Source organism: Stenotrophomonas maltophilia group sp. Smal17 (genome assembly GCF_030237045.1).
Classification (GTDB): Bacteria; Pseudomonadota; Gammaproteobacteria; order Xanthomonadales; family Xanthomonadaceae; genus Stenotrophomonas; species Stenotrophomonas forensis.
Genome location: NZ_JASJSU010000007.1, coordinates 48,268 through 65,874 on the forward strand (window position 1 = coordinate 48,268; position 17,607 = coordinate 65,874).

The window sequence follows — 17,607 nt, forward strand, 5'->3', positions numbered from 1 at the left end:
CCCCCCCCCCCCCGGCCCGGTGGCTTACTGCTTCGGGGTGATGCGGGTGATGCGGGTGATGCGGTCACCCTTCGGGTCTTCGGCACCGCGCGACTTGTTCACCGCGAACACATTGCCCTTGCCATCGGTGCGGACGTGGTTCGGCAGCGTGCCGCCATCAAGGTTGGCGACCACCTTGCCGTCGCCGTTGACCACGGTGACGGTACCGGCGCCGCGGTTGCTGACGTAGGCCAGGCCGGAGGCATCGTCGAAGGCGACGTTCAGTGCACCGGCACCGACCGGCACGTCGTGCAGCACCTTGCCGGCGGCCACATCGACGATCAACAGGTTGTCGGTGCCCTGCGAGGCCACGTACAGGCGGTTGCGTGCCGCATCGAAGGCGACGCCGGAGGCGCTGATCGAATTGCCCAGGTCGATGACCTTGTCGACCTTGCCGCTGGCCACGTCGATCACCGCCGCTTCCGGCGTACCGATGCTGACGGTGAACAGCTTGCCGCCCTTCTCGTCCAGCACCAGGCTCATCGGGGTGAACTTGCCGTCATCGACGCCGGACTCCAGCGTCACCGCCGGCAGCTCCTTGAAGGTCTTGGCGTCGAACACCGACAGGTGGTCCTCGCCGGTGGCCGAGGCGAACACCTTGCCGTGGGTACCATCGACCACCACGTCGCGCGCATGCGGCACGGCATCGACCGGGAACTGGTGGACCAGTGACAGATCCTTCTGGCGATAGACCGCGATCGAGTTCTGGCGGGTATTGGTGACCCAGACGTTGCCGTTGGTGTCATCCACGCCGACGCCGTAGACCGCATACACCGCACCATTGGTGCTGCCCGGCACCTGCGCCGGGGTGATCGCCTTGGTCACCTTCAGCGTCTTCGGGTCCAGCTTCAGCAGCTGCGACTGGGTCACCGGCGGGCGGCCCACCGCCGAGGTCACGAACACCGCGTTGCTGGCGGCGCTGTAGGCGGACTGGTACAGGCCCGGCACCAGCTTGTTGGACTGGGTAGCGAACTGCGCCTGGCCCGACAGCGGCAGCTGCGGCGAGACCCGCAGCTTCAGCACCGTGGCCGCGGCCGGCTGGCTGGCACGCACCACCACCGGGTGGGTGCCCGGCACCGCATCGGCCGGAATGCTCAGCTGGGTCTTGAAGTTGCCATCGGCATCGACCACCAGCGGCTGCGTGTTGAGCACAGCGTCACCGCGCAGCAGGCTGACCTTCTGGCCCGGCACGAAACCGCGACCGACCACGTCGGCGGTGCTGCCGGGAACCACGTTCTCACCGCGTGAGACGACCTGGCCCTTGAAGGTGGCATTGGCCGGCTGGTCGAATACCGGCTGCGCGGTGGCGGTCACCGCCAGCAGCAGGCCGGCGGCCAGGGAAGTGAGACGGAAAGACGGACGGAACGACATGGAAGGCTCCTTGCACACGTAGGCCGCGCCACGTGGCGCGGGAGTCATCGGTTGCCTGGGCCGCTGCACGTCGGCAGCCTCGCCTGGGTAGTGGGGTCGCACGGCATCGCGTGCGAGGGAATTCATTCGGCGGCGTTGTCACCGCCATTGGCGGCGCCGTCACCGGCACTGCGATCGGTCACGCCATACAGCTCATGCAGTGCGGCGTGGAACGAGGCCGGCAGCATCGGACCGTGGCCGAGGCCGTCGAACTCGCGGTAGTGCACGCTCAGCCCGGGCACCTTGCCCAGCCGCTCGGACAGCTGCATCGCCGCGTCCGGCGTGGCGCCGCCGATGCGGCGCAGGTGCGCGACCACGCGCGGGTTGTTCATGTCGCGCTTGCCGCGATCGCCGACGCGCTCGGCACCGCCCAGCATCAACCAGAGCTTTGCGTGCTGGCCGTGCACGTTCTGCACGAACTGCTGTTCCGGATCGCCCAGCGCCGCACCCTGGCTCCACCACAGCGACGGGCTGGCCGCCAGGTAGTACTGGAACGCCGCCGAACGGGTGTACAGCGCATTGAGCACGAACAGCCCACCCAGCGAGTGGCCCCACAGCGCTTGCTGCTGCGCATCGATGCGTGCGCGGCGCTCGACTTCCGGCTTGATCCGGCGTTCGATCACATCAAGGAACGCTGCAGCGCCGCCTCCTGCCGCCTGGGTCGTGCCGCTCTCGTCGTCGGCGCGATCGATCCACGCGGTGTAGTCGCGGGTGCGCGCCTTCGAATCGATGCGCAGGTCGTTGTCGTAGCCGATCAGCACCAGCACCGGTGGTGCCTTGCGTGCCGCCAACTCGGCCAGAATCGGCTGGTCCAGCACCATGGCCACGGCATTGCCGTCCAGCGCGTACAACACCGGCAGCGGCGCCTTGCCAGCATGGGCCGGGATCGCCACGTTCACCCGCCAGCGGCGTTGCTGGTCAGGGCTGTCCACCACGAAATGCTCGAAGCGATAGCTGGCCGCCGGCTCGTCGAGCACGGTGTGGCCGATTTTCTGCAGCGGGTTGCGCTGCTGCGCATGGGCGTACGGAGTAGCCAGGAGCAGACCCATCATCAAGGCGGCCAGGCCGCGGGCCAGCGGGCCCCGGCGCGAAGGCAGGACGAAATGCTTCATCAGCGGCGGCAGAAGCGGCCCACGGCCGCCGGTTCACAAGGGACCGCAGTCTACCTCAAACGCGAATGATTATCACATCGATCACACGTCACACTGTGTATCACGCGCGCGCATGCCCGCTTGCGCAGGGGGCGGAATTTCCCCTATTTTGCCGGCCACCGGGGCATTGGACCGCCCCGCTTCCAACGCTGCCATGGAGGGTGGGCAGTCTGCCGCCGTCCGGGCCGCGTTCATCCGCGCCACGACCGCCATGGGATCGGATCCCATGATTGTGAGACCCCTTGAAGCACACCGCACTGATCACCCTTACCCTCGGCCTGTTCGCACCGCTGGCCGCCCACGCCGCGCAGGATCTGCCCACGCTCTACCAGGCCTTTGAAGAGGCCGGCAATTCGACGCTGAGCATGGATCAACTGAACCAGACGGTGACCTTCAGCGCCGTGGCGCTGGGCGTTTCCAGCAACATGGCGGGCGAGCCGCTCATCGAGGCCGGCGATGACCAGGGCAATGTCCTGGCCCGGCTGACCACCTCCGATGATCAGCAGGCGGCCAAACTGGGCGCACTGGAAGAAGGCGCTGTCTTCAGCGCCAGCTGCACGCTGCAGTTCAGCTCCGGCACGGACTACCTGTCTTTCGGCGATTGCACCATCAAGTAAAGACGAAGCCGGCGAAACGCCGGCTTCTTTTCTTTGCCTCTGTAGCGTCGAGCCATGCTCGACTCGTGCAGCATCACGGCCCCGTGGGCACCGGGCCATACGGATTTTCCTGCGGCGTACCCGGCAGCAGCGAGAAGATCATGATCACGATGCCACCGCCCGGCACCAGCGCCAGCAGGAACAGCCAGCCCGACTGGTTGCAGTCATGCAGGCGGCGCACGGTGACGGCAATCAACGGCACGATCGTGGCCAGCCACATCACACCCAGCAGTACCACCATGCCGATCAGGATGCCGGCCAGTGCATCGGCACTGTTGCGCAGGAGGATTGCCAGCACGCCGGCCAGCACCATCACCGCTGTTGCGATCAGGAACAGGAACAGCTGGTACATCCAGTACTCGCGGCGGTTGGCGCGGCCCTCGAACTGGGCGTAGCGCTTCAACGGCAGAATCATTTCCTGCACGGCATCGATCCTTGAAAAAGTGGCCGCGCAGTGTGCCAAATGCACGCGCACGCGACAATGCAGCGTCGTGCCCTGCCTGACTGCCATGCCCCTGTAGAGTCGAGCCATGCTCGACTCAATACGCGCAAAGCAGTCGAGCATGGCTCGACTCTACACAAGCAGGATCAACGGCCTTTTGCGGCGCGCGCCGCTTCGCGCTCGGCGCGCAGCCGATCCAGCTTTTCCTTCAGCTTGATTTCCAGGCCACGTGGCACAGGGTTGTAGTACACGCGCTCGCCCATCGCATCCGGGAAGCCGGTCTGGTCCAGGGCGATGCCGCCTTCGGCGTCGTGGTCGTACTGGTACTCCGCACCGTAGCCCAGCTCCTTCATCAGCTTGGTCGGCGCGTTGCGCAGGTGCAGCGGCACCTCCTCGGTACCACTCTCGCGCACGTCGGCCTTGGCCTGGTTGAAGGCCGCATAGCCGGCATTCGACTTGGCGGTGCTGGCCAGATAGAGCACCAGCTGGGCGAAGGCAAGCTCACCTTCCGGGCTGCCCAGCCGCTCGTAGATGTCCCAGGCCTCCAGCGCCATGCTCTGCGCGCGCGGATCGGCCAGGCCGATGTCCTCGATGGCCATCCGGGTCAGCCGGCGCGCCAGATAGGACGGATCGCAGCCGCCATCGAGCATGCGGGTCAGCCAGTACAGCGCGGCATCGGGATTGGAGCTGCGCACGGACTTGTGCAATGCCGAGATCTGGTCGTAGAACTGCTCGCCACCCTTGTCGAAGCGCCGGGTGCGATCTGCCAGCACCTGGGTCAGGGTCTGCGGGGTGATGCGGCCACCCTCGCCGCCCGCCAGCTCGGCGGCGATTTCCAGCAGGGTCAGCGCACGTCGCACGTCACCGTCAGCGGCGGTGGCGATTTCCAGCAGCAGCTCGGGGGCGACCTCGATACCCTCGTCGCCCAGGCCGCGCTCACGGTCACCCAGCGCACGCTCCAGCGCTTCGACGATGTCGGTGGGCGAGACGCCCTCCAGCACATGCACGCGGCAGCGCGACAGCAACGCCGAGTTCAGCTCGAACGAAGGATTCTCGGTAGTGGCGCCAACGAACAGGATGGTGCCGCGCTCGATATGCGGCAGGAACGCGTCCTGCTGCGCCTTGTTGAAGCGGTGCACCTCGTCCACGAACAGCACGGTGCGGCGGCCTTCGGCGAAGCGTTGCGCGGCCTCGGCCAGCACCTGCCGCACTTCCGGCAGGCCGGACAGCACGGCGGAGATGGCACGGAATTCGGCGTCGGAATACTCAGCCAGCAACAGCGCCAGGGTGGTCTTGCCACAGCCCGGCGGCCCCCACAGGATCATCGAATGCACGCGACCGGATTCGACCGCGCGACGCAGCGCACTGTCGGGCGCCAGCAGGCGCTTCTGCCCGACCATTTCGTCGAGGGTGCGCGGGCGCATGCGCTCGGCCAGCGGGCGCAGATGTTCCCGATCAACGCTCAGCAGATCGGGGCCGGGGAAGGAAGTTGAACGATGTCTTGCCACCCGTCCATTGTACCGCGAGAGCGTGCCAACCAAGGTTGGCACGCGCCACGGCGGCCGGGCCATGATCGGTAGTGCCGGCCGCTGGCCGGCAGATCAAAAGCATGTCAACCAAGGTTGACACCCACCAAAGCAGATCAAAAGCGTGCCAACCAACGGTTGGCACCCACCAGAGCAGGTAGCGCCCGGCCGGGCCCGGCGTCCCCGATCAGTTGCCGATGACGTCGGTGCCCTTCGGCGGGGTGAAACTGAAGGTGCCGGCGGCGAAGCCCGGGTTGCGCTTCCAGCCAGTAAAGCTGATCACGGTGCGCTGGCCGACGGCGTCGGTGATCTCCATCTTCGCCAGGCCCTGGGCGTTGAAGCCCAGCGCGGCGTACTGGAAGCTGGCTTCGGTGTCGCGCTTCGGCGACAGCGACAGCCACTGCAGGCCGTCGCGCTGCGCGGCCTCTTCACTGACGTCGTACTGCTGCTCCAGCAGCGCCGGGTTGATCAGTGCGGTCAGCGGGCTGTTCTGCTCTTCCTTGCCCTGTTCGCGCACGGTGGCCTGTTCCAGGTCCGGCTCGTACATCCAGACCTTCTTTCCATCGGCCACGATCAGCTGTTCGTGCGGACGCACGTACTCCCAGCGGAACAGGCGCGGCGCCGACAGCGCCACACGGCCACTGGTCGACTCCTTCACCTTGCCGCGACTGTCGAACACCTGCTGGCTGAACTGGCCGTCCAGGCCCTTCAGGCCGCTGGTGAAGCTCTTCAGGTCTTCACGGGCACCGGCCCAGGCGCTGCCGGCAGCGGCGCAGGCGACGGCCAGGGTGGTGGCGGCAAGGAAACGACGGAAGCGGAAGTTCATGCAGGAATCCTGTGGGCGCATGCGCCAGGAAAGGTGGTAGCCAGTGTGCCCGGGCAAAGATGAATGGGCGATCAGGGCGACATTATGCCGCCCCGAACGTCCATCGGCGATTCAGCCGCCAGAGCCCGGCAGCTTGCCGTACAGCACCTGCCCGCGGAAGCCACGACGCACTTCGCGGTACAGCGCGCGGAACGCCGGATAGTCCTGCGGCTGGCACAGCGCCTCCGGGCCACGCACCGCGTTCTGCTGCAGGCGGTGGCGCACGACCACGTCCTGGCCCTCGCGGCTCCAGTCCACCCGGTACTCACCGGCGGCGTTGCTGAAACGCTGGCTGGCCGGAATGGCGATGATCGGTGCGTTGGCCGGGAACTGCAGGCGATAGGTTTCCTCGCGCAGGCTCGCGTTGCAGTAGAACGGGGTCTCGTTGGCCGGCGCCGATGCGGTGGCGTACAGCCCGCGCACCGACTCGCCACCCGGCGGGTCCGGCACGGCCATGCCGCCGGCCACGCTGAAATCGGCGTAGTCCTCGGCCTGGAAGGCCATGCGGTAGCCGAACGGCCGGGTCAGGTCGACCGGCACGCCCTGGATCTGCAGCTGCCCTCGCCCATCGAATCCGGACGCGGCCATGATCTGCTCTTCAGCGCGCGCACGGTTCTGCGCGTTGAGTTGGGAGAACTGCGCACGCATGCCGATTTCGGCGTTCTCGCCCAGCTTCGGAATCGTTTCGCCACGCAGGTTGCCATTGGCATCGAAGGTGAAGCGCACTTCCATGGACGTGGCATTGCGCTGCGGCGTGTTGGCCGGCGTGCGTGCCAGCGTGGCGTCGCGGGTACGCATCACCGGTGCACCGAGGTCGCCCTCGGGCAGCTGGCCGAAGCGCGCCCACGCAGTGGTCGAATCCAGGTACAGATCGAATTCGGGAATGTAGGTGATGGCGTGGTTGAAGCGGCCCAGTACCGGAATCTTCGGCAGGGTTGGGCCACCGCCCGCTCCGATCAGCACCGGCGAACTGGCGATGCCCTTGGCCGCCAGCAATGCCTCCAGGATCGTTACGTGGTCCTTGCAGTCGCCATAGTGGTTGTCGAGGATGCTCTGCGCGCTGTTCGGCTCCAGGCCACCGTTGCCCAGGTACACCGCCACATAGCGGATGTTCTGCGCCACCCAGCGGTACAGCGCATCGGCCTGCTCGCGGCGGTCGCTGATGCCGGCGGTCACCTGGTCGGCCAGTGCCTGCAGCTCCGGGGTGACCTGCGCCGCCGGGCCAGCCTTGAGCTGATAAGCGCGGCCCATCTGCGACCAGTCACGATAGGTGCTGGCCATGATGTTCGGGCCGAACTCCCAGCCTGCCGCCGACCAGTTCTGCGCCGGCATCGCCTCGCGACGCTGGTAGCGCCAGCGCCACTGCGCCTGGCCGTTCTTCACCGTCGGGCGATCACTGCCCTGCACGCCGCGACTGTCCACGAACATCGGCAGGTTGGCCGGCGCACTGAGGGTGACCTCGGCGTCCTCGTATTCGGTGAACACATTGAAGGTTTCCCACAGGCCGAAATAGCCCGGGAAATACGGGGTGGTCTGGGTCCGGCGCACCTGGTAGTACAGCCGGGTGCCGGGGGCCAGGTTCGGGAACACGATCACCCGCACCTTGCGGTCGGCGTACATCGCCGCCGAGGCGCTGGAGTAGCTTTCCTGGGTGTAGATGCGGTCGGCCGGCACGTCGCGGCGCTGGCCGTCGGCGGTGATGGTGTAGGCGCCGAGCACTTCCAGCGTCTCCATCTTCTCGCTGTAGCTCAGCCGCACCTGGCTGAACTGCTCGACGGAGGCCTTGGTCTTGAGCAGGACTTCGTAGGTTTCGGTCTGCACATTGCCCGCATCGGGCCGCACCTGGTAGTCGGCGCGGTAACGGACAATGCTGAAATTGTTGCTGGCTTCGGTGTCGCCGCTGGTGGAAGGCGGCGCCGTAGCGGGCGCGGAGGTGGCGGTGTCTGCCAGTGCCGGGCCGGCAGCCAGGAAGGCTGCCAGCGCCAGTGCCAGCGCGCTGGGTACGGGGTGAAGCATGCGTCGGTTCCTTGGACGTCGTGGGGGATACGTCGGGTCTTACTTCGGCGGCGGCGGTGCCAGCACCGTGCGGTCGCCGTTGTGCTCGGGCGGGCTGACCACGCCGGCCGCTTCCATGGCCTCGATCAGTCGCGCTGCACGGTTATAGCCGATCTTCAGTCGGCGCTGCACACCGGAAATCGAGGCACGGCGGGTCTCGGTGACTACCCGCAGCGCTTCGTCATACAACGGGTCGGACTCATCGCCGGCAGAGCTGTTCTCGGGCAGGCCGGTGGCGCCGACGACTACGCCGTCACCCATCGTCTGCACTTCGTCCAGCACGCCGTCGACATAGTCGGCCGGGCCCATCGCCTTGAGGTGTTCGACCACGCGATGCACTTCCTCGTCGGAGACGAACGCGCCGTGTACGCGCTCGGGCATGGCGGTGCCTGGCGGCAGGTAAAGCATGTCGCCGTGGCCCAGCAGGGTTTCCGCGCCGGACTGGTCGAGGATGGTGCGCGAGTCGATCTTGGAGCTGACCTGGAAGGCAATGCGGGTCGGGATGTTGGCCTTGATCAGGCCGGTGATGACGTCCACCGACGGGCGCTGCGTGGCCAGGATCAGGTGGATGCCGGCGGCACGCGCCTTCTGCGCCAGGCGTGCGATCAGCTCTTCCACCTTCTTGCCGACGATCATCATCATGTCGGCGAATTCGTCGATGAAAATGACGATGAACGGCAGCGTCTCCAGCGGGCGCGGCGCCTCGCCCAGTTCCGGGTTCGGCTTGAACAGCGGGTCCATCAGCGGCTGGCCGGCGTCCTGCGCTTCCTTCACCTTCTTGTTGAATCCGGCCAGGTTGCGCACGCCCACCGCGCTCATCAGCTTGTAGCGGCGCTCCATCTCGGCCACGCACCAGCGCAGGCCGTTGGCGGCCTCCTTCATATCGGTAACCACCGGCGCCAGCAGGTGCGGGATGCCCTGATAGACGCTCAGTTCGAGCATCTTCGGGTCGATCATCAGCATCCGCAGGTCTTTCGGCGAGGCCTTGAACAGCAGGCTCAGCACCATCGCGTTGACCGCCACCGACTTGCCCGAACCGGTGGTACCGGCCACCAGCAGGTGCGGCATGCGCGCCAGGTCGGCCACGGTGGAGCGGCCGGCGATGTCCTTGCCCAGCGCCAGGGTCAGCACGCTGGCCGACTTGTCGTACTCCTTGGAGCGCAACAGCTCGGACAGGTAGATCATCTCGCGGGTGACGTTGGGGATTTCCAGGCCGATCACCGACTTGCCCGGAATCACGTCGACCACGCGCACCGATTTCACCGACAGGCCGCGCGCGATGTCCTTGTCCAGCGAACTGATCTGGCTGACCTTGATGCCCGGCGCAGGCTCGATCTCGAAGCGGGTGATGACCGGGCCGGGATTGGCACCGACCACCTGGGCGTCGATGCGGAAATCCTTCAGCTTGAACTCGATCTGCCGCGACAGCGCGTCCAGGGTTTCCTTGTCATAGCCCACCGGCTGCGGCTTGGGATCGTCCAGCAGGGCCAGCGGCGGCAGGTCCGAGCCATCGCCATTGACGCCACGGAACATCGGGATCTGCGTGTCGCGCTTGGCCCGGTCGCTCTTCTCGATCACCGGCTCGGGGCGCGGCTCGATCTTCACCGGCTCGCGCTTGGCGCGCACCTCGGCATCGGCCTTGCGCACTTCCTGACGCTCCTCGCGCATCACCCGGGTCTGCTGCCACTCGGTGACCTCTTCCTTCTTGCGCGCCAGCAACGGTGCCAGCGACATCACGCCGCGTCCGATCTTCTCCATCACCGTGAACCAGGACAGCCCGGTGGCCAGGGTGATCGAGGCCAGCAGCAGCACCAGCACGAACAGGTTCGCACCCAGCGCACCGAAGCCCACCGTGAGCGAATTGCCGACCAGCTTGCCGAGGATGCCGCCGGCGCTGGACACGTCGCCACTGAACAGGCGCACATGCAGGAAGCCGGTGCCGGCGATCAGGAAGCCGACCAGGCCGACCAGGCGCAGCGCCGGGTCCAGGTCGTTCTCGCCCTTGCTCTCGCGCTTGAGGCCGAACATGGCGATCCACGCCAGGGCGCCCAGCACCACCGGCAGGAGGAAGGCGACGTAGCCGAACAGCTGCAGCAGCACGTCGGCGATCCAGGCCCCGGCGCGACCGCCCAGGTTGTGTACCGGCGCGACCACGCTGCCGGTATGCGACCAGCCCGGGTCGGTGGCTGAATAGGTGAACAGACTGGCCGCCAGGTACAGCAGGGCCGGCGCGATGGCGATCAGGCCAAGGTCGCGCCAGAGGCGTTGGCGGCGTGGATTGTCGGTCGTCGCCGCCGCGGCCGTGCGACGTGACGCCTTGCTGTCGTCGGACTTGGAGCGTTCGGGGACCTGCTTCGCCACCTTAGACCATACCTTTGGAATGCGCTGTTAGTGATTGATAATAAATGAGACGGCGTCAGTTTTCAGTTATGCGACGTTTCACGGGGCATCCGGGGCGCCGCAACCACCGCTGGATGACGGCGTTCTGTTCATCGGCTTGAATCGCCCTGCCCCAGCCGCCACTCTATGACCAGCCACGGATGCTGCGCAAACATCGCCAGCGCCTTGTCCCATCTACCTTTTCGCGAGTCTACATGAGCACCAGCCTGCCCTCCCGCCACCAGCGCCTCGTCATCCTCGGTTCCGGCCCGGCCGGCTGGACCGCCGCCGTCTACGCCGCCCGCGCCAACCTGAAGCCGGTCGTCATCACCGGCCTGCAGCAGGGCGGCCAGCTGATGACCACCACCGAGGTGGACAACTGGCCCGGTGACGCCCACGGCCTGATGGGCCCGGACCTGATGGCGCGCATGCAGGCCCATGCCGAGCGCTTCGAGACCGAGGTCATCTTCGACCACATCCACACCGCCGACGTGTCGCAGCGCCCGTTCAAGCTGATCGGCGACAGCCACGAGTACACCTGCGATGCCCTGATCATCGCTACCGGCGCCACCGCCAAGTACCTGGGCATCCCGACCGAGGACGAGTTCAAGGGCCGCGGCGTGTCCGCCTGCGCCACCTGTGACGGCTTCTTCTACCGCGACCAGGACGTGGTCGTGGTCGGTGGCGGCAATACCGCCGTGGAAGAGGCGCTGTACCTGTCCAACATCGCCCGCAAGGTCTACCTGGTCCACCGCCGCGACACCCTGAAGGCGGAAAAGATCATGCAGGACAAGCTGTTCAAGAAGGTGGCCGAGGGCAAGATCGAGACCGTCTGGCACCACCAGGTGGAGGAAGTGCTGGGCAACGATGCCGGCGTGACCGGCGTGCGCGTGAAGTCCACCCTGGACGGCAGCACCCGCGACATCGACGCCCACGGCTTCTTCGTGGCCATCGGCCACCACCCGAACACCACCCTGTTCGACGGCCAGCTGGCGATGAACAACGGCTACCTGGAAATCCGTTCGGGCCTGGGCGGCAACGCCACCCAGACCTCGGTGGAAGGCGTGTTCGCGGCCGGCGACGTGGCCGACCAGCACTACCGCCAGGCAATCACTTCGGCCGGCTTCGGCTGCATGGCCGCACTGGATGCCGAGCGCTACCTGGACGCACAGGGCAAGGCCAGCTGAAACGCTGACCGGGTTCTGCGGCGTCGGGCCAGGCTCGACCCATGCAAAAGGCCGGCGCCACAGCGCCGGCCTTTTCTGTTGCGGAAGGCAGGGTTGAACCCTTACTCGGCCGCCAGGTACTCCACCTTTGCGGTGAGCACGCCCTCGCCCGCCGGGCCGCCATCAGTCGAGTACACGAACAGCGGCTGATCTTCCAGCGCAACCACCGTCGGCAGATGGTCGGCCAGTGCGATGTAGCGGTACTCGACGTCCATCGAAATGGTGTTCGAGTACGACTCCTGGTGGCTCCACTTCCTGTAGTAGCTGGACTCGATCGCGATCACGAACGACTCGCCATTGCCCTTGATGTCGTGGACGGCGCCAACGCTGTCATGGATGCGGTACTGCACGCCGATGCCCGGTGAAGGTGGTGTAGCCGTCGATCTGGCCGACCGGGTGCTCCTGGGCCAGCAGATCGCCACGCAGGGAGACGACCATCGGCTTGCAGTCACGGAAGGCGGCCAGCGAGTTGCCCGGCTTCTGCCAATCGGTCATCGGCTGGCCGACGCCCTTGAACTGGTACCCCTGGCTGAGGCTCCACAGCGCGGTGTTGCCACCGGCCTCGCAGAGCTGCGGCGTGGTACCCGCCTGGGCGGCAGAGGCCGGCGCTGCGGCAGTGAGTGCGGAAAACGCGACGACAGCGGCCAGCGCGCACGACAACGGGGCGAACGTTCGGATCATGTAGTACTCCAATAGGTTGAGGGGCCGACCGGCCCCTGTGCGGGCGTCGGCAGACGGAAAGCAGTCTTTCCACCAGCGATGCCAGGAACGCGTCGGCCACCTCGAAATAGGACAACGCCCAAATCTGTGCCGTGCCCACCGACCGCCCCTCACCGTTGTAGCGTCGAGCCATGCTCGACTCAGGGCGCTCGCGAAGGTCATGCCATCGCGAACGCCTCATACCCCTCCATTCTCATACGCCAGCCAACCTTGCCGGCGGGGATTCCTGGTCACCGTTGCCTGCGGAGTCGTCCGGATACTGCTCATCGAATTCTCTGCCGTTGTAGAAGAACTTCGTTCCTGTAGCTGGGACAATGGGTCTGGCGGCTTCAAGAGCACCATTCGAAATGAACCCTTGCAGGTCTTCCAATTCTGCGCCGCCCTCCCCAGGCAACGCCCCTCCCCTTAGATCGATTCGGATCAGCCCGGTCGCTACGTCGTACACAGCAACGGCTTCCAACGGGTTTTTCCTGTGATTCTGTCGACGGTAGGCATCAAGCGCGTCCTGGCTTGCGCGAGTGACAATGGCATTCATTGCAGAATCCGAATCAACAGGACCTCGCCGGAACGCAGGCTACTCGGCCTCGACCTGGCCCGTCAACGCAAGCATTGCGGTCAACGCGGTAGCAATCATGCTGCTTTCCTATTCGGTAATGGCTGGACGATCCAACGGTCGCCCCTGGCACTATCCGTATGTGAAACCGAATGGCACTGCACAGGGTCTTCTTTGCTGTGATTTCGTATTTTTCTCATCGCCTTCAAAGCCGTCTAGGGCAATCGGCCCCCATCTGCCCTATCCTTTCCCCTCATGCCCTCCACCCGCTTCCTCGACTCCCTGCAGGCCATTCGCGCCACCGATTGGGACGCCCTGCACGATGGCCACAACCCCTTCGTCAGCCACGCGTTCCTGTCCGGACTGGAAGAACACGGCTGCCTGCGCGAGGACTGGGGCTGGCAGCCGCAGCACTTCACGCTATGGGACGGCGACGTCCTGATGGGCGCCATTCCCGGTTACCTGAAGACCAACTCGCACGGCGAATTCGTGTTCGACCACGCATGGGCCAACGCCTATGCCCGGCACGGTCGCGACTACTACCCGAAGTGGCTGGGTGCGGTGCCGTATTCGCCGGTCACCGGCCCGCGGTTGCTGGCCCGTCACGATTCAGACCGGGCCGCACTGCTGGCGGCACTGTGCGCGCAGCTGCCGTCGCTGAATGTGTCTTCGGCCCACGTCAACTTCCACAATGCCTGCGACGAAGCCCTGTTCGGCGATGACTGGCTGCTGCGCGAGGATGTGCAGTTCCAGTGGCAGAACCCGGGCGACTGGGCCACGTTCGAGCAGTTCCTCGGCGCGATGGACCACAAGCACCGCAAGAACATCCGCCAGGAGCGCGCAAAGGTCGCCCGCCAGGGCATCACCTTCCGCGTGGTGCACGGCGACGAGGCCAGTCGTGCCGACCTGCAGGCGATGTACCGCTTCTACCTGCAGACCTTCATGGAGTACGGAAATGCGCCGGCACTGACGGAAGCCTTCCTGCGCCATCTGGCCATTACGCTTGGCCGCGGGCTGGTGTTGTTCCTGGCCGAGCAGGACGGCGAACCGATTGCCGGCGCACTGTGCCTGCGCGGGGGTGACACGCTCTATGGCCGCTACTGGGGTGGCGCCGCCCTGCCCGGCCTGCATTTTGAGGCGTGCTACTACCAAGGCATCGAGTACTGCCTGCGCGAGGGGCTGGCGCGTTTCGAGCCCGGCGCACAGGGCGAGCACAAACTGGCGCGGGGCTTCCTGCCGACGCGGGTGCGCAGCCGGCACTGGGTGGCCGATGCGGAGTTCGCAAATGCGCTGCAGGACTGGTGCCGACAGGAGCGTCGCGATGTGCGGCGTTACCAGCAGGAACTGCAGGGGCATGGGCCGTTCCGCGAGCGTGCCAACCAAGGTTGACACCCACCAGAGCAATAGCGACAGCCGCACGCATCCGTAGAGTCGAGCTTGCTCGACTTGGGCGATGCCGAAATGCGTGCCAACCAAGGTTGGCACCTACCAGATCAATAGGCCTACGGCTGCCACCCGCCAAAGCGCTGGCGGGAATGCTGCGCTCAGGTGCACTGCCAGAAGTGCCCGCTCACCCGGCACTTCGCGCACCAGAACGTGTAGAGCATGCCACCGCTGCCCCACAGCAGCGTGCTCTCACCCGTGGTGGGCAATGTCGAATCCAGCTGCATCACGAACGGCATGTCCTGGCCACAATCGATGCACGCCGGGTACCAGGCGCTCTGCACCCAGCTGGGCGGGCCACCCACGCGCGAGAGATTCTGCCGATGATTGGACTGGCCCCAGTCCTGCTGCCGCCAGCGCGCGCTGTCCAGGGACGCCAGGCCGACATCGGCCGGCATCAGATCGCCGCTGTCGGTAGGCGTGCTCGGCACGTCGCGGTACTGGCGGGGATGGCAGCTGGGCCGGCCTGCGCCATCATGGCGATAGAAGCGCACCGGCGGCTCCTCCCAGCCACAGCAGTCCAGGCAGACCGCAAGTGTGATCTCCCCTGCCGCGCCCGGCTGCAGCACGGCGGCGTCGGTCTGCAGCAGGCGCTGCAGTGGTGCATGGCAGCTCCCGCACAGCGCCTCCAGCCGCCCACCCATATGGCCGGCGTGATGAACCTGACCGCCGCTCCAGGTGGGGTGCAGGCGCCAGATGCGCTTGCGCCAGCCCGGCTCGTCGGCCAGCTGGGCGCGATGCTGCGCACCGCCGAAACGGATGTGCAGCGGCCGCTCTCCATGCAGGCGCCGCGGATGCGGCCCGTCGGCAACGCCGGCCCAATGTGCCCAGGCCTCGGCGTCCAGCTGCCCCCAGCCGGCCAGATAGCCGCGCGCGGCGGCATAGGTCGCGGGCTGCGCGGCCAACAACAGCGCCCGCGCCCGCGGCATTTCGCGATCATCATCGGCCTCGGCCAGGACCTGCGCCCAGCCCGCAGCCACCGCAGGCGGCAGCGCCCGCCACAGCTGCGAGGCCAGTTGAAGCTCATCTTCGATGGCCACGGCCAGCAGCGCATCCCAATCGTCCTGCAGCACCTTCGGTGCCTGGTAGCTGGCAAACTCGATCACGCTGGCCAGCAGTTCGCCGCGCTCGCCGTCGCGATAGCGCCGCCAGGCATCGGTGGCAACCGCGGGCACCACCTCATCCGGCATCAGGTCCAGTGCCATGTCGAGGAAGGCCGAGCCCGGCGAGCGCCGCGCCAGGGCCTGCAGCATCAGCTCGCCCAGCTGGCGCGGCTGCTCAGCAGCCAGCGACAGCAGCATGCCCAGGCTGTCGTTGCGTGCGCGCGGGCTGTCGTGCACATCGAGAACGGCGCTGATCGGGTCGCTCATGCATAGGCCCCTTGCCGCGGGAAGGTGATGGTGCCAGACATCGCGCATGCCTACCGCGAATACAATTGCCTGCATGACCCGCCCGCTCCCCTGGCGCCTGGCCGATGCGCCGGACGCCCCCTTCCCGCCGGCCGAGACCGCGCTGCGCCAGCCCGATGGCCTGCTCGCGGTAGGCGGCGACCTGCACCCGGTGCGACTGCTGAACGCCTATGCCGGCGGCATCTTTCCATGGTTCAGCGAGGGCGAGCCGATCCTGTGGTGGTCGCCGGACCCGCGCATGGTGTTCCGCACCGAGGGTGTGCACCTGTCCAGCCGCTTCCGTCGCCAGCTGCGCGGCAGCACGTGGGAAGTCACCGCCGACACGGCCTTCAGCCGGGTGATGCAGGCCTGTGCCGCCGCGCCCCGCCCGGGCCAGGATGGCACCTGGATCAGCCCGGCGATGATCGAGGCCTACAGCCAGCTGCACGACCTCGGTTTCGCCCACTCCTTCGAGGTCTGGGACCGGCAGACCCTGGTCGGGGGTATCTACGGGGTGGCGATCGGGTCGATGTTCTTCGGCGAGAGCATGTTCAGCGGCGCCAGCGGCGGCTCCAAGATCGCACTGGCGGCGCTGGCGGCCACCCTGCGCCGCTGGGGCTGGGCGCTGATCGATGCGCAGGTGGAGAATCCGCACCTGCTGCGGATGGGGGCCGAGCACCTGCCGCGCGCCGAATTCCTGACGCATGTGCGGCAGGCCGTGCGCGGCAACGGGCGCGAAGGCCCGTGGACCAGGGCGGTCGGACGGCTGCCTGCACGGGATTTGGCCGGGGGTTAACACAAACTTTGCAAGCTGGCCCGGTCACGCGTAAAATACTGCGCCTTAGGCCCAGCGTGGCCGTTTTCTGAACCGCACAGGACTACATGTCGAAAGACGATTCCATCGAGTTCGAGGGCACCGTCAGCGAGACGCTGCCGAACACCACTTTCCGCGTTCGTCTGGAAAATGGGCACGAAATCATTGCCCACATCTCCGGCCGCATGCGCAAGAACTACATCCGCATCCTTACCGGTGACCGGGTCAAGGTTGAAATGACCCCATACGACCTGACCAAGGGTCGTATCACCTACCGCATGAAGTAAGCGGTCGGCGCCTGGCGCCACTCCGACAAGGCCAGCCCTGGTTGCTGGCCTTTTGTCATGCCTGCAATCCGGCCCTGCCGAAGGTCATCGTGACCGAACTCACCGTGACGTCGGTCAGCCCCGCTTGCGGCAGATTCGCATGTGCAACGGCGACGGCAATCTGCAATCCGGTCCAGTCCGGATCGCTACCCCCTCGCACCGCCATGAAGATGCCCTCCCTGCTCACCGCCCTTGCCCTGGCCGCGACCGGCCTGCTGGCGCCGACCGCCCAGGCCGCCGACACGGCCCCCGCCCAATGCGTACCGCTGGCCGGCGAGCAGCAGATCGTACGCGCCGGCGCAGACAAGAACGTGTTGCTGCGCACCGGCGACGACCACTACATCGTGCACTTCCGCAGCAGCTGCCCTTCGGCCGTGCTGGCCACCCGCCTCGGCTTCAGGACCGACGGCAGGAAGGAGGCGGATCAGTTGTGCGGTGAAGGCCGCAGCCAGCTCGACACCGGCAATGCCACCTGCGACGTGTCGCGCATCGAACCGATCGATGCCGGGCAGTTCAAGCGCGAAGTGCGCCGTCGCAGCCGCTGACCGCAGGCACGACAAGGGCGGCCGAAGCCGCCCTTGCCCCTGCTTGTTGCCGGGTTGCGCCCGGCGCCG

General features: G+C 66.6%; 18 protein-coding genes. 6 read left to right on the forward strand and 12 right to left on the reverse strand.

Annotated features, from left to right (window positions below):
* Window positions 1-24: 24 nt before the first annotated feature.
* Entirely contained in the window at window positions 25-1,410 is a 1,386-nt protein-coding gene (locus QRO93_RS03765) for a YncE family protein (RefSeq protein WP_180878320.1), read from the reverse strand.
* Window positions 1,411-1,532: 122 nt separating this feature from the next.
* The gene (locus tag QRO93_RS03770; RefSeq protein WP_180878319.1) at window positions 1,533-2,561 is read right to left on the reverse strand and encodes an alpha/beta hydrolase; all 1,029 of its coding nucleotides are present in this window, start codon (window positions 2,559-2,561) and stop codon (window positions 1,533-1,535) included.
* Window positions 2,562-2,842: 281 nt separating this feature from the next.
* Here QRO93_RS03770 and QRO93_RS03775 point away from each other — a divergent pair, with 281 nt between their 5' ends.
* Window positions 2,843-3,217: a hypothetical protein gene (locus QRO93_RS03775; protein ID WP_180878318.1), complete on the forward strand. Its 375-nt coding sequence runs from the start codon at window positions 2,843-2,845 to the stop codon at window positions 3,215-3,217.
* 73 nt (window positions 3,218-3,290) lie between these two features.
* On the opposite strand, the gene QRO93_RS03780 is transcribed toward QRO93_RS03775, so the two are convergent.
* The 5 genes from QRO93_RS03780 to QRO93_RS03800 all read right to left on the reverse strand — a co-directional run bounded on the left by QRO93_RS03780 (window position 3,291) and on the right by QRO93_RS03800 (window position 10,505).
* Window positions 3,291-3,680 carry a DUF805 domain-containing protein gene (locus QRO93_RS03780; protein WP_180878317.1) on the reverse strand — a complete coding sequence of 130 codons (390 nt, stop codon included), beginning with the start codon at window positions 3,678-3,680 and terminating at the stop codon, window positions 3,291-3,293.
* A 164-nt stretch (window positions 3,681-3,844) separates the two neighbouring features.
* Window positions 3,845-5,122: a replication-associated recombination protein A gene (locus QRO93_RS03785; RefSeq protein ID WP_008267284.1), complete on the reverse strand. Its 1,278-nt coding sequence runs from the start codon at window positions 5,120-5,122 to the stop codon at window positions 3,845-3,847.
* A 289-nt stretch (window positions 5,123-5,411) separates the two neighbouring features.
* On the reverse strand, window positions 5,412-6,050 hold the full coding sequence (gene lolA / locus QRO93_RS03790; protein WP_180878315.1) for an outer membrane lipoprotein chaperone LolA: 639 nt from the start codon (window positions 6,048-6,050) through the stop codon (window positions 5,412-5,414).
* A gap of 111 nt (window positions 6,051-6,161) precedes the next feature.
* Window positions 6,162-8,105, reverse strand: a complete 1,944-nt coding sequence (locus QRO93_RS03795) for a DUF3857 domain-containing protein (RefSeq protein ID WP_285303955.1) — start codon at window positions 8,103-8,105, stop codon at window positions 6,162-6,164.
* A gap of 39 nt (window positions 8,106-8,144) precedes the next feature.
* Window positions 8,145-10,505: a DNA translocase FtsK gene (locus QRO93_RS03800; protein WP_008267405.1), complete on the reverse strand. Its 2,361-nt coding sequence runs from the start codon at window positions 10,503-10,505 to the stop codon at window positions 8,145-8,147.
* A gap of 233 nt (window positions 10,506-10,738) precedes the next feature.
* Between QRO93_RS03800 and trxB the strand changes: the two genes are divergently transcribed.
* Window positions 10,739-11,710 carry a thioredoxin-disulfide reductase gene (gene trxB / locus QRO93_RS03805; protein ID WP_014037154.1) on the forward strand — a complete coding sequence of 324 codons (972 nt, stop codon included), beginning with the start codon at window positions 10,739-10,741 and terminating at the stop codon, window positions 11,708-11,710.
* A 101-nt stretch (window positions 11,711-11,811) separates the two neighbouring features.
* Here the strand turns inward: trxB and QRO93_RS03810 are convergent, their stop codons facing one another.
* The 3 genes from QRO93_RS03810 to QRO93_RS03820 form a co-directional block, all read right to left on the reverse strand.
* Window positions 11,812-12,099, reverse strand: a complete 288-nt coding sequence (locus tag QRO93_RS03810) for a hypothetical protein (RefSeq protein ID WP_180878313.1) — start codon at window positions 12,097-12,099, stop codon at window positions 11,812-11,814.
* Complete coding sequence (locus QRO93_RS03815) at window positions 12,080-12,430, reverse strand: hypothetical protein (protein WP_180878312.1); 351 nt, start codon at window positions 12,428-12,430, stop codon at window positions 12,080-12,082. Before QRO93_RS03815 ends, QRO93_RS03810 begins: the two co-directional genes overlap by 20 nt.
* A 232-nt stretch (window positions 12,431-12,662) precedes the next feature.
* Window positions 12,663-13,004 (reverse strand): hypothetical protein, encoded by a 342-nt coding sequence (locus QRO93_RS03820; RefSeq protein ID WP_180878311.1) that lies wholly within the window; start codon window positions 13,002-13,004, stop codon window positions 12,663-12,665.
* 273 nt (window positions 13,005-13,277) lie between these two features.
* On the opposite strand from QRO93_RS03820, the gene QRO93_RS03825 reads away from it, so the two are divergent.
* Window positions 13,278-14,411 (forward strand): GNAT family N-acetyltransferase, encoded by a 1,134-nt coding sequence (locus tag QRO93_RS03825; protein WP_180878310.1) that lies wholly within the window; start codon window positions 13,278-13,280, stop codon window positions 14,409-14,411.
* Window positions 14,412-14,566: 155 nt separating this feature from the next.
* Here QRO93_RS03825 and QRO93_RS03830 read toward each other — a convergent pair whose 3' ends face one another.
* Complete coding sequence (locus QRO93_RS03830; protein WP_285303956.1) at window positions 14,567-15,835, reverse strand: hypothetical protein; 1,269 nt, start codon at window positions 15,833-15,835, stop codon at window positions 14,567-14,569.
* A 73-nt stretch (window positions 15,836-15,908) separates the two neighbouring features.
* On the opposite strand from QRO93_RS03830, the gene aat reads away from it, so the two are divergent.
* Both aat and infA read left to right on the forward strand, forming a co-directional pair.
* Complete coding sequence (gene aat / locus QRO93_RS03835; RefSeq protein WP_180878308.1) at window positions 15,909-16,649, forward strand: leucyl/phenylalanyl-tRNA--protein transferase; 741 nt, start codon at window positions 15,909-15,911, stop codon at window positions 16,647-16,649.
* Window positions 16,650-16,735: 86 nt separating this feature from the next.
* On the forward strand, window positions 16,736-16,954 hold the full coding sequence (infA, locus tag QRO93_RS03840) for a translation initiation factor IF-1 (RefSeq protein WP_005409596.1): 219 nt from the start codon (window positions 16,736-16,738) through the stop codon (window positions 16,952-16,954).
* A gap of 55 nt (window positions 16,955-17,009) precedes the next feature.
* On the opposite strand, the gene QRO93_RS03845 is transcribed toward infA, so the two are convergent.
* On the reverse strand, window positions 17,010-17,159 hold the full coding sequence (locus QRO93_RS03845) for a hypothetical protein (protein ID WP_164240884.1): 150 nt from the start codon (window positions 17,157-17,159) through the stop codon (window positions 17,010-17,012).
* Here QRO93_RS03845 and QRO93_RS03850 point away from each other — a divergent pair.
* Window positions 17,158-17,538 carry a hypothetical protein gene (locus tag QRO93_RS03850; protein ID WP_164085819.1) on the forward strand — a complete coding sequence of 127 codons (381 nt, stop codon included), beginning with the start codon at window positions 17,158-17,160 and terminating at the stop codon, window positions 17,536-17,538. The genes QRO93_RS03845 and QRO93_RS03850 overlap by 2 nt on opposite strands.
* Window positions 17,539-17,607: the final 69 nt, after the last annotated feature.

What these genes read in the sequence shown, in the direction of transcription:
- QRO93_RS03765 (WP_180878320.1), bottom strand. Translation starts at nt 1,410, where the DNA reads ATGTCGTTCCGTCCGTCTTTCCGTCTCACTTCCCTGGCCGCCGGCCTG.
- QRO93_RS03770 (WP_180878319.1), bottom strand. Translation starts at nt 2,561, where the DNA reads ATGAAGCATTTCGTCCTGCCTTCGCGCCGGGGCCCGCTGGCCCGCGGC.
- QRO93_RS03785 (WP_008267284.1), bottom strand. Translation starts at nt 5,122, where the DNA reads ATGCGCCCGCGCACCCTCGACGAAATGGTCGGGCAGAAGCGCCTGCTG.
- lolA (WP_180878315.1), bottom strand. Translation starts at nt 6,050, where the DNA reads ATGAACTTCCGCTTCCGTCGTTTCCTTGCCGCCACCACCCTGGCCGTC.
- QRO93_RS03795 (WP_285303955.1), bottom strand. Translation starts at nt 8,105, where the DNA reads ATGCTTCACCCCGTACCCAGCGCGCTGGCACTGGCGCTGGCAGCCTTC.
- trxB (WP_014037154.1), top strand. Translation starts at nt 10,739, where the DNA reads ATGAGCACCAGCCTGCCCTCCCGCCACCAGCGCCTCGTCATCCTCGGT.
- QRO93_RS03815 (WP_180878312.1), bottom strand. Translation starts at nt 12,430, where the DNA reads ATGATCCGAACGTTCGCCCCGTTGTCGTGCGCGCTGGCCGCTGTCGTC.
- QRO93_RS03820 (WP_180878311.1), bottom strand. Translation starts at nt 13,004, where the DNA reads ATGAATGCCATTGTCACTCGCGCAAGCCAGGACGCGCTTGATGCCTAC.
- QRO93_RS03825 (WP_180878310.1), top strand. Translation starts at nt 13,278, where the DNA reads ATGCCCTCCACCCGCTTCCTCGACTCCCTGCAGGCCATTCGCGCCACC.
- QRO93_RS03830 (WP_285303956.1), bottom strand. Translation starts at nt 15,835, where the DNA reads ATGAGCGACCCGATCAGCGCCGTTCTCGATGTGCACGACAGCCCGCGC.
- aat (WP_180878308.1), top strand. Translation starts at nt 15,909, where the DNA reads ATGACCCGCCCGCTCCCCTGGCGCCTGGCCGATGCGCCGGACGCCCCC.
- infA (WP_005409596.1), top strand. Translation starts at nt 16,736, where the DNA reads ATGTCGAAAGACGATTCCATCGAGTTCGAGGGCACCGTCAGCGAGACG.
- QRO93_RS03850 (WP_164085819.1), top strand. Translation starts at nt 17,158, where the DNA reads ATGAAGATGCCCTCCCTGCTCACCGCCCTTGCCCTGGCCGCGACCGGC.
- QRO93_RS03845 (WP_164240884.1), bottom strand. Translation starts at nt 17,159, where the DNA reads ATGGCGGTGCGAGGGGGTAGCGATCCGGACTGGACCGGATTGCAGATT.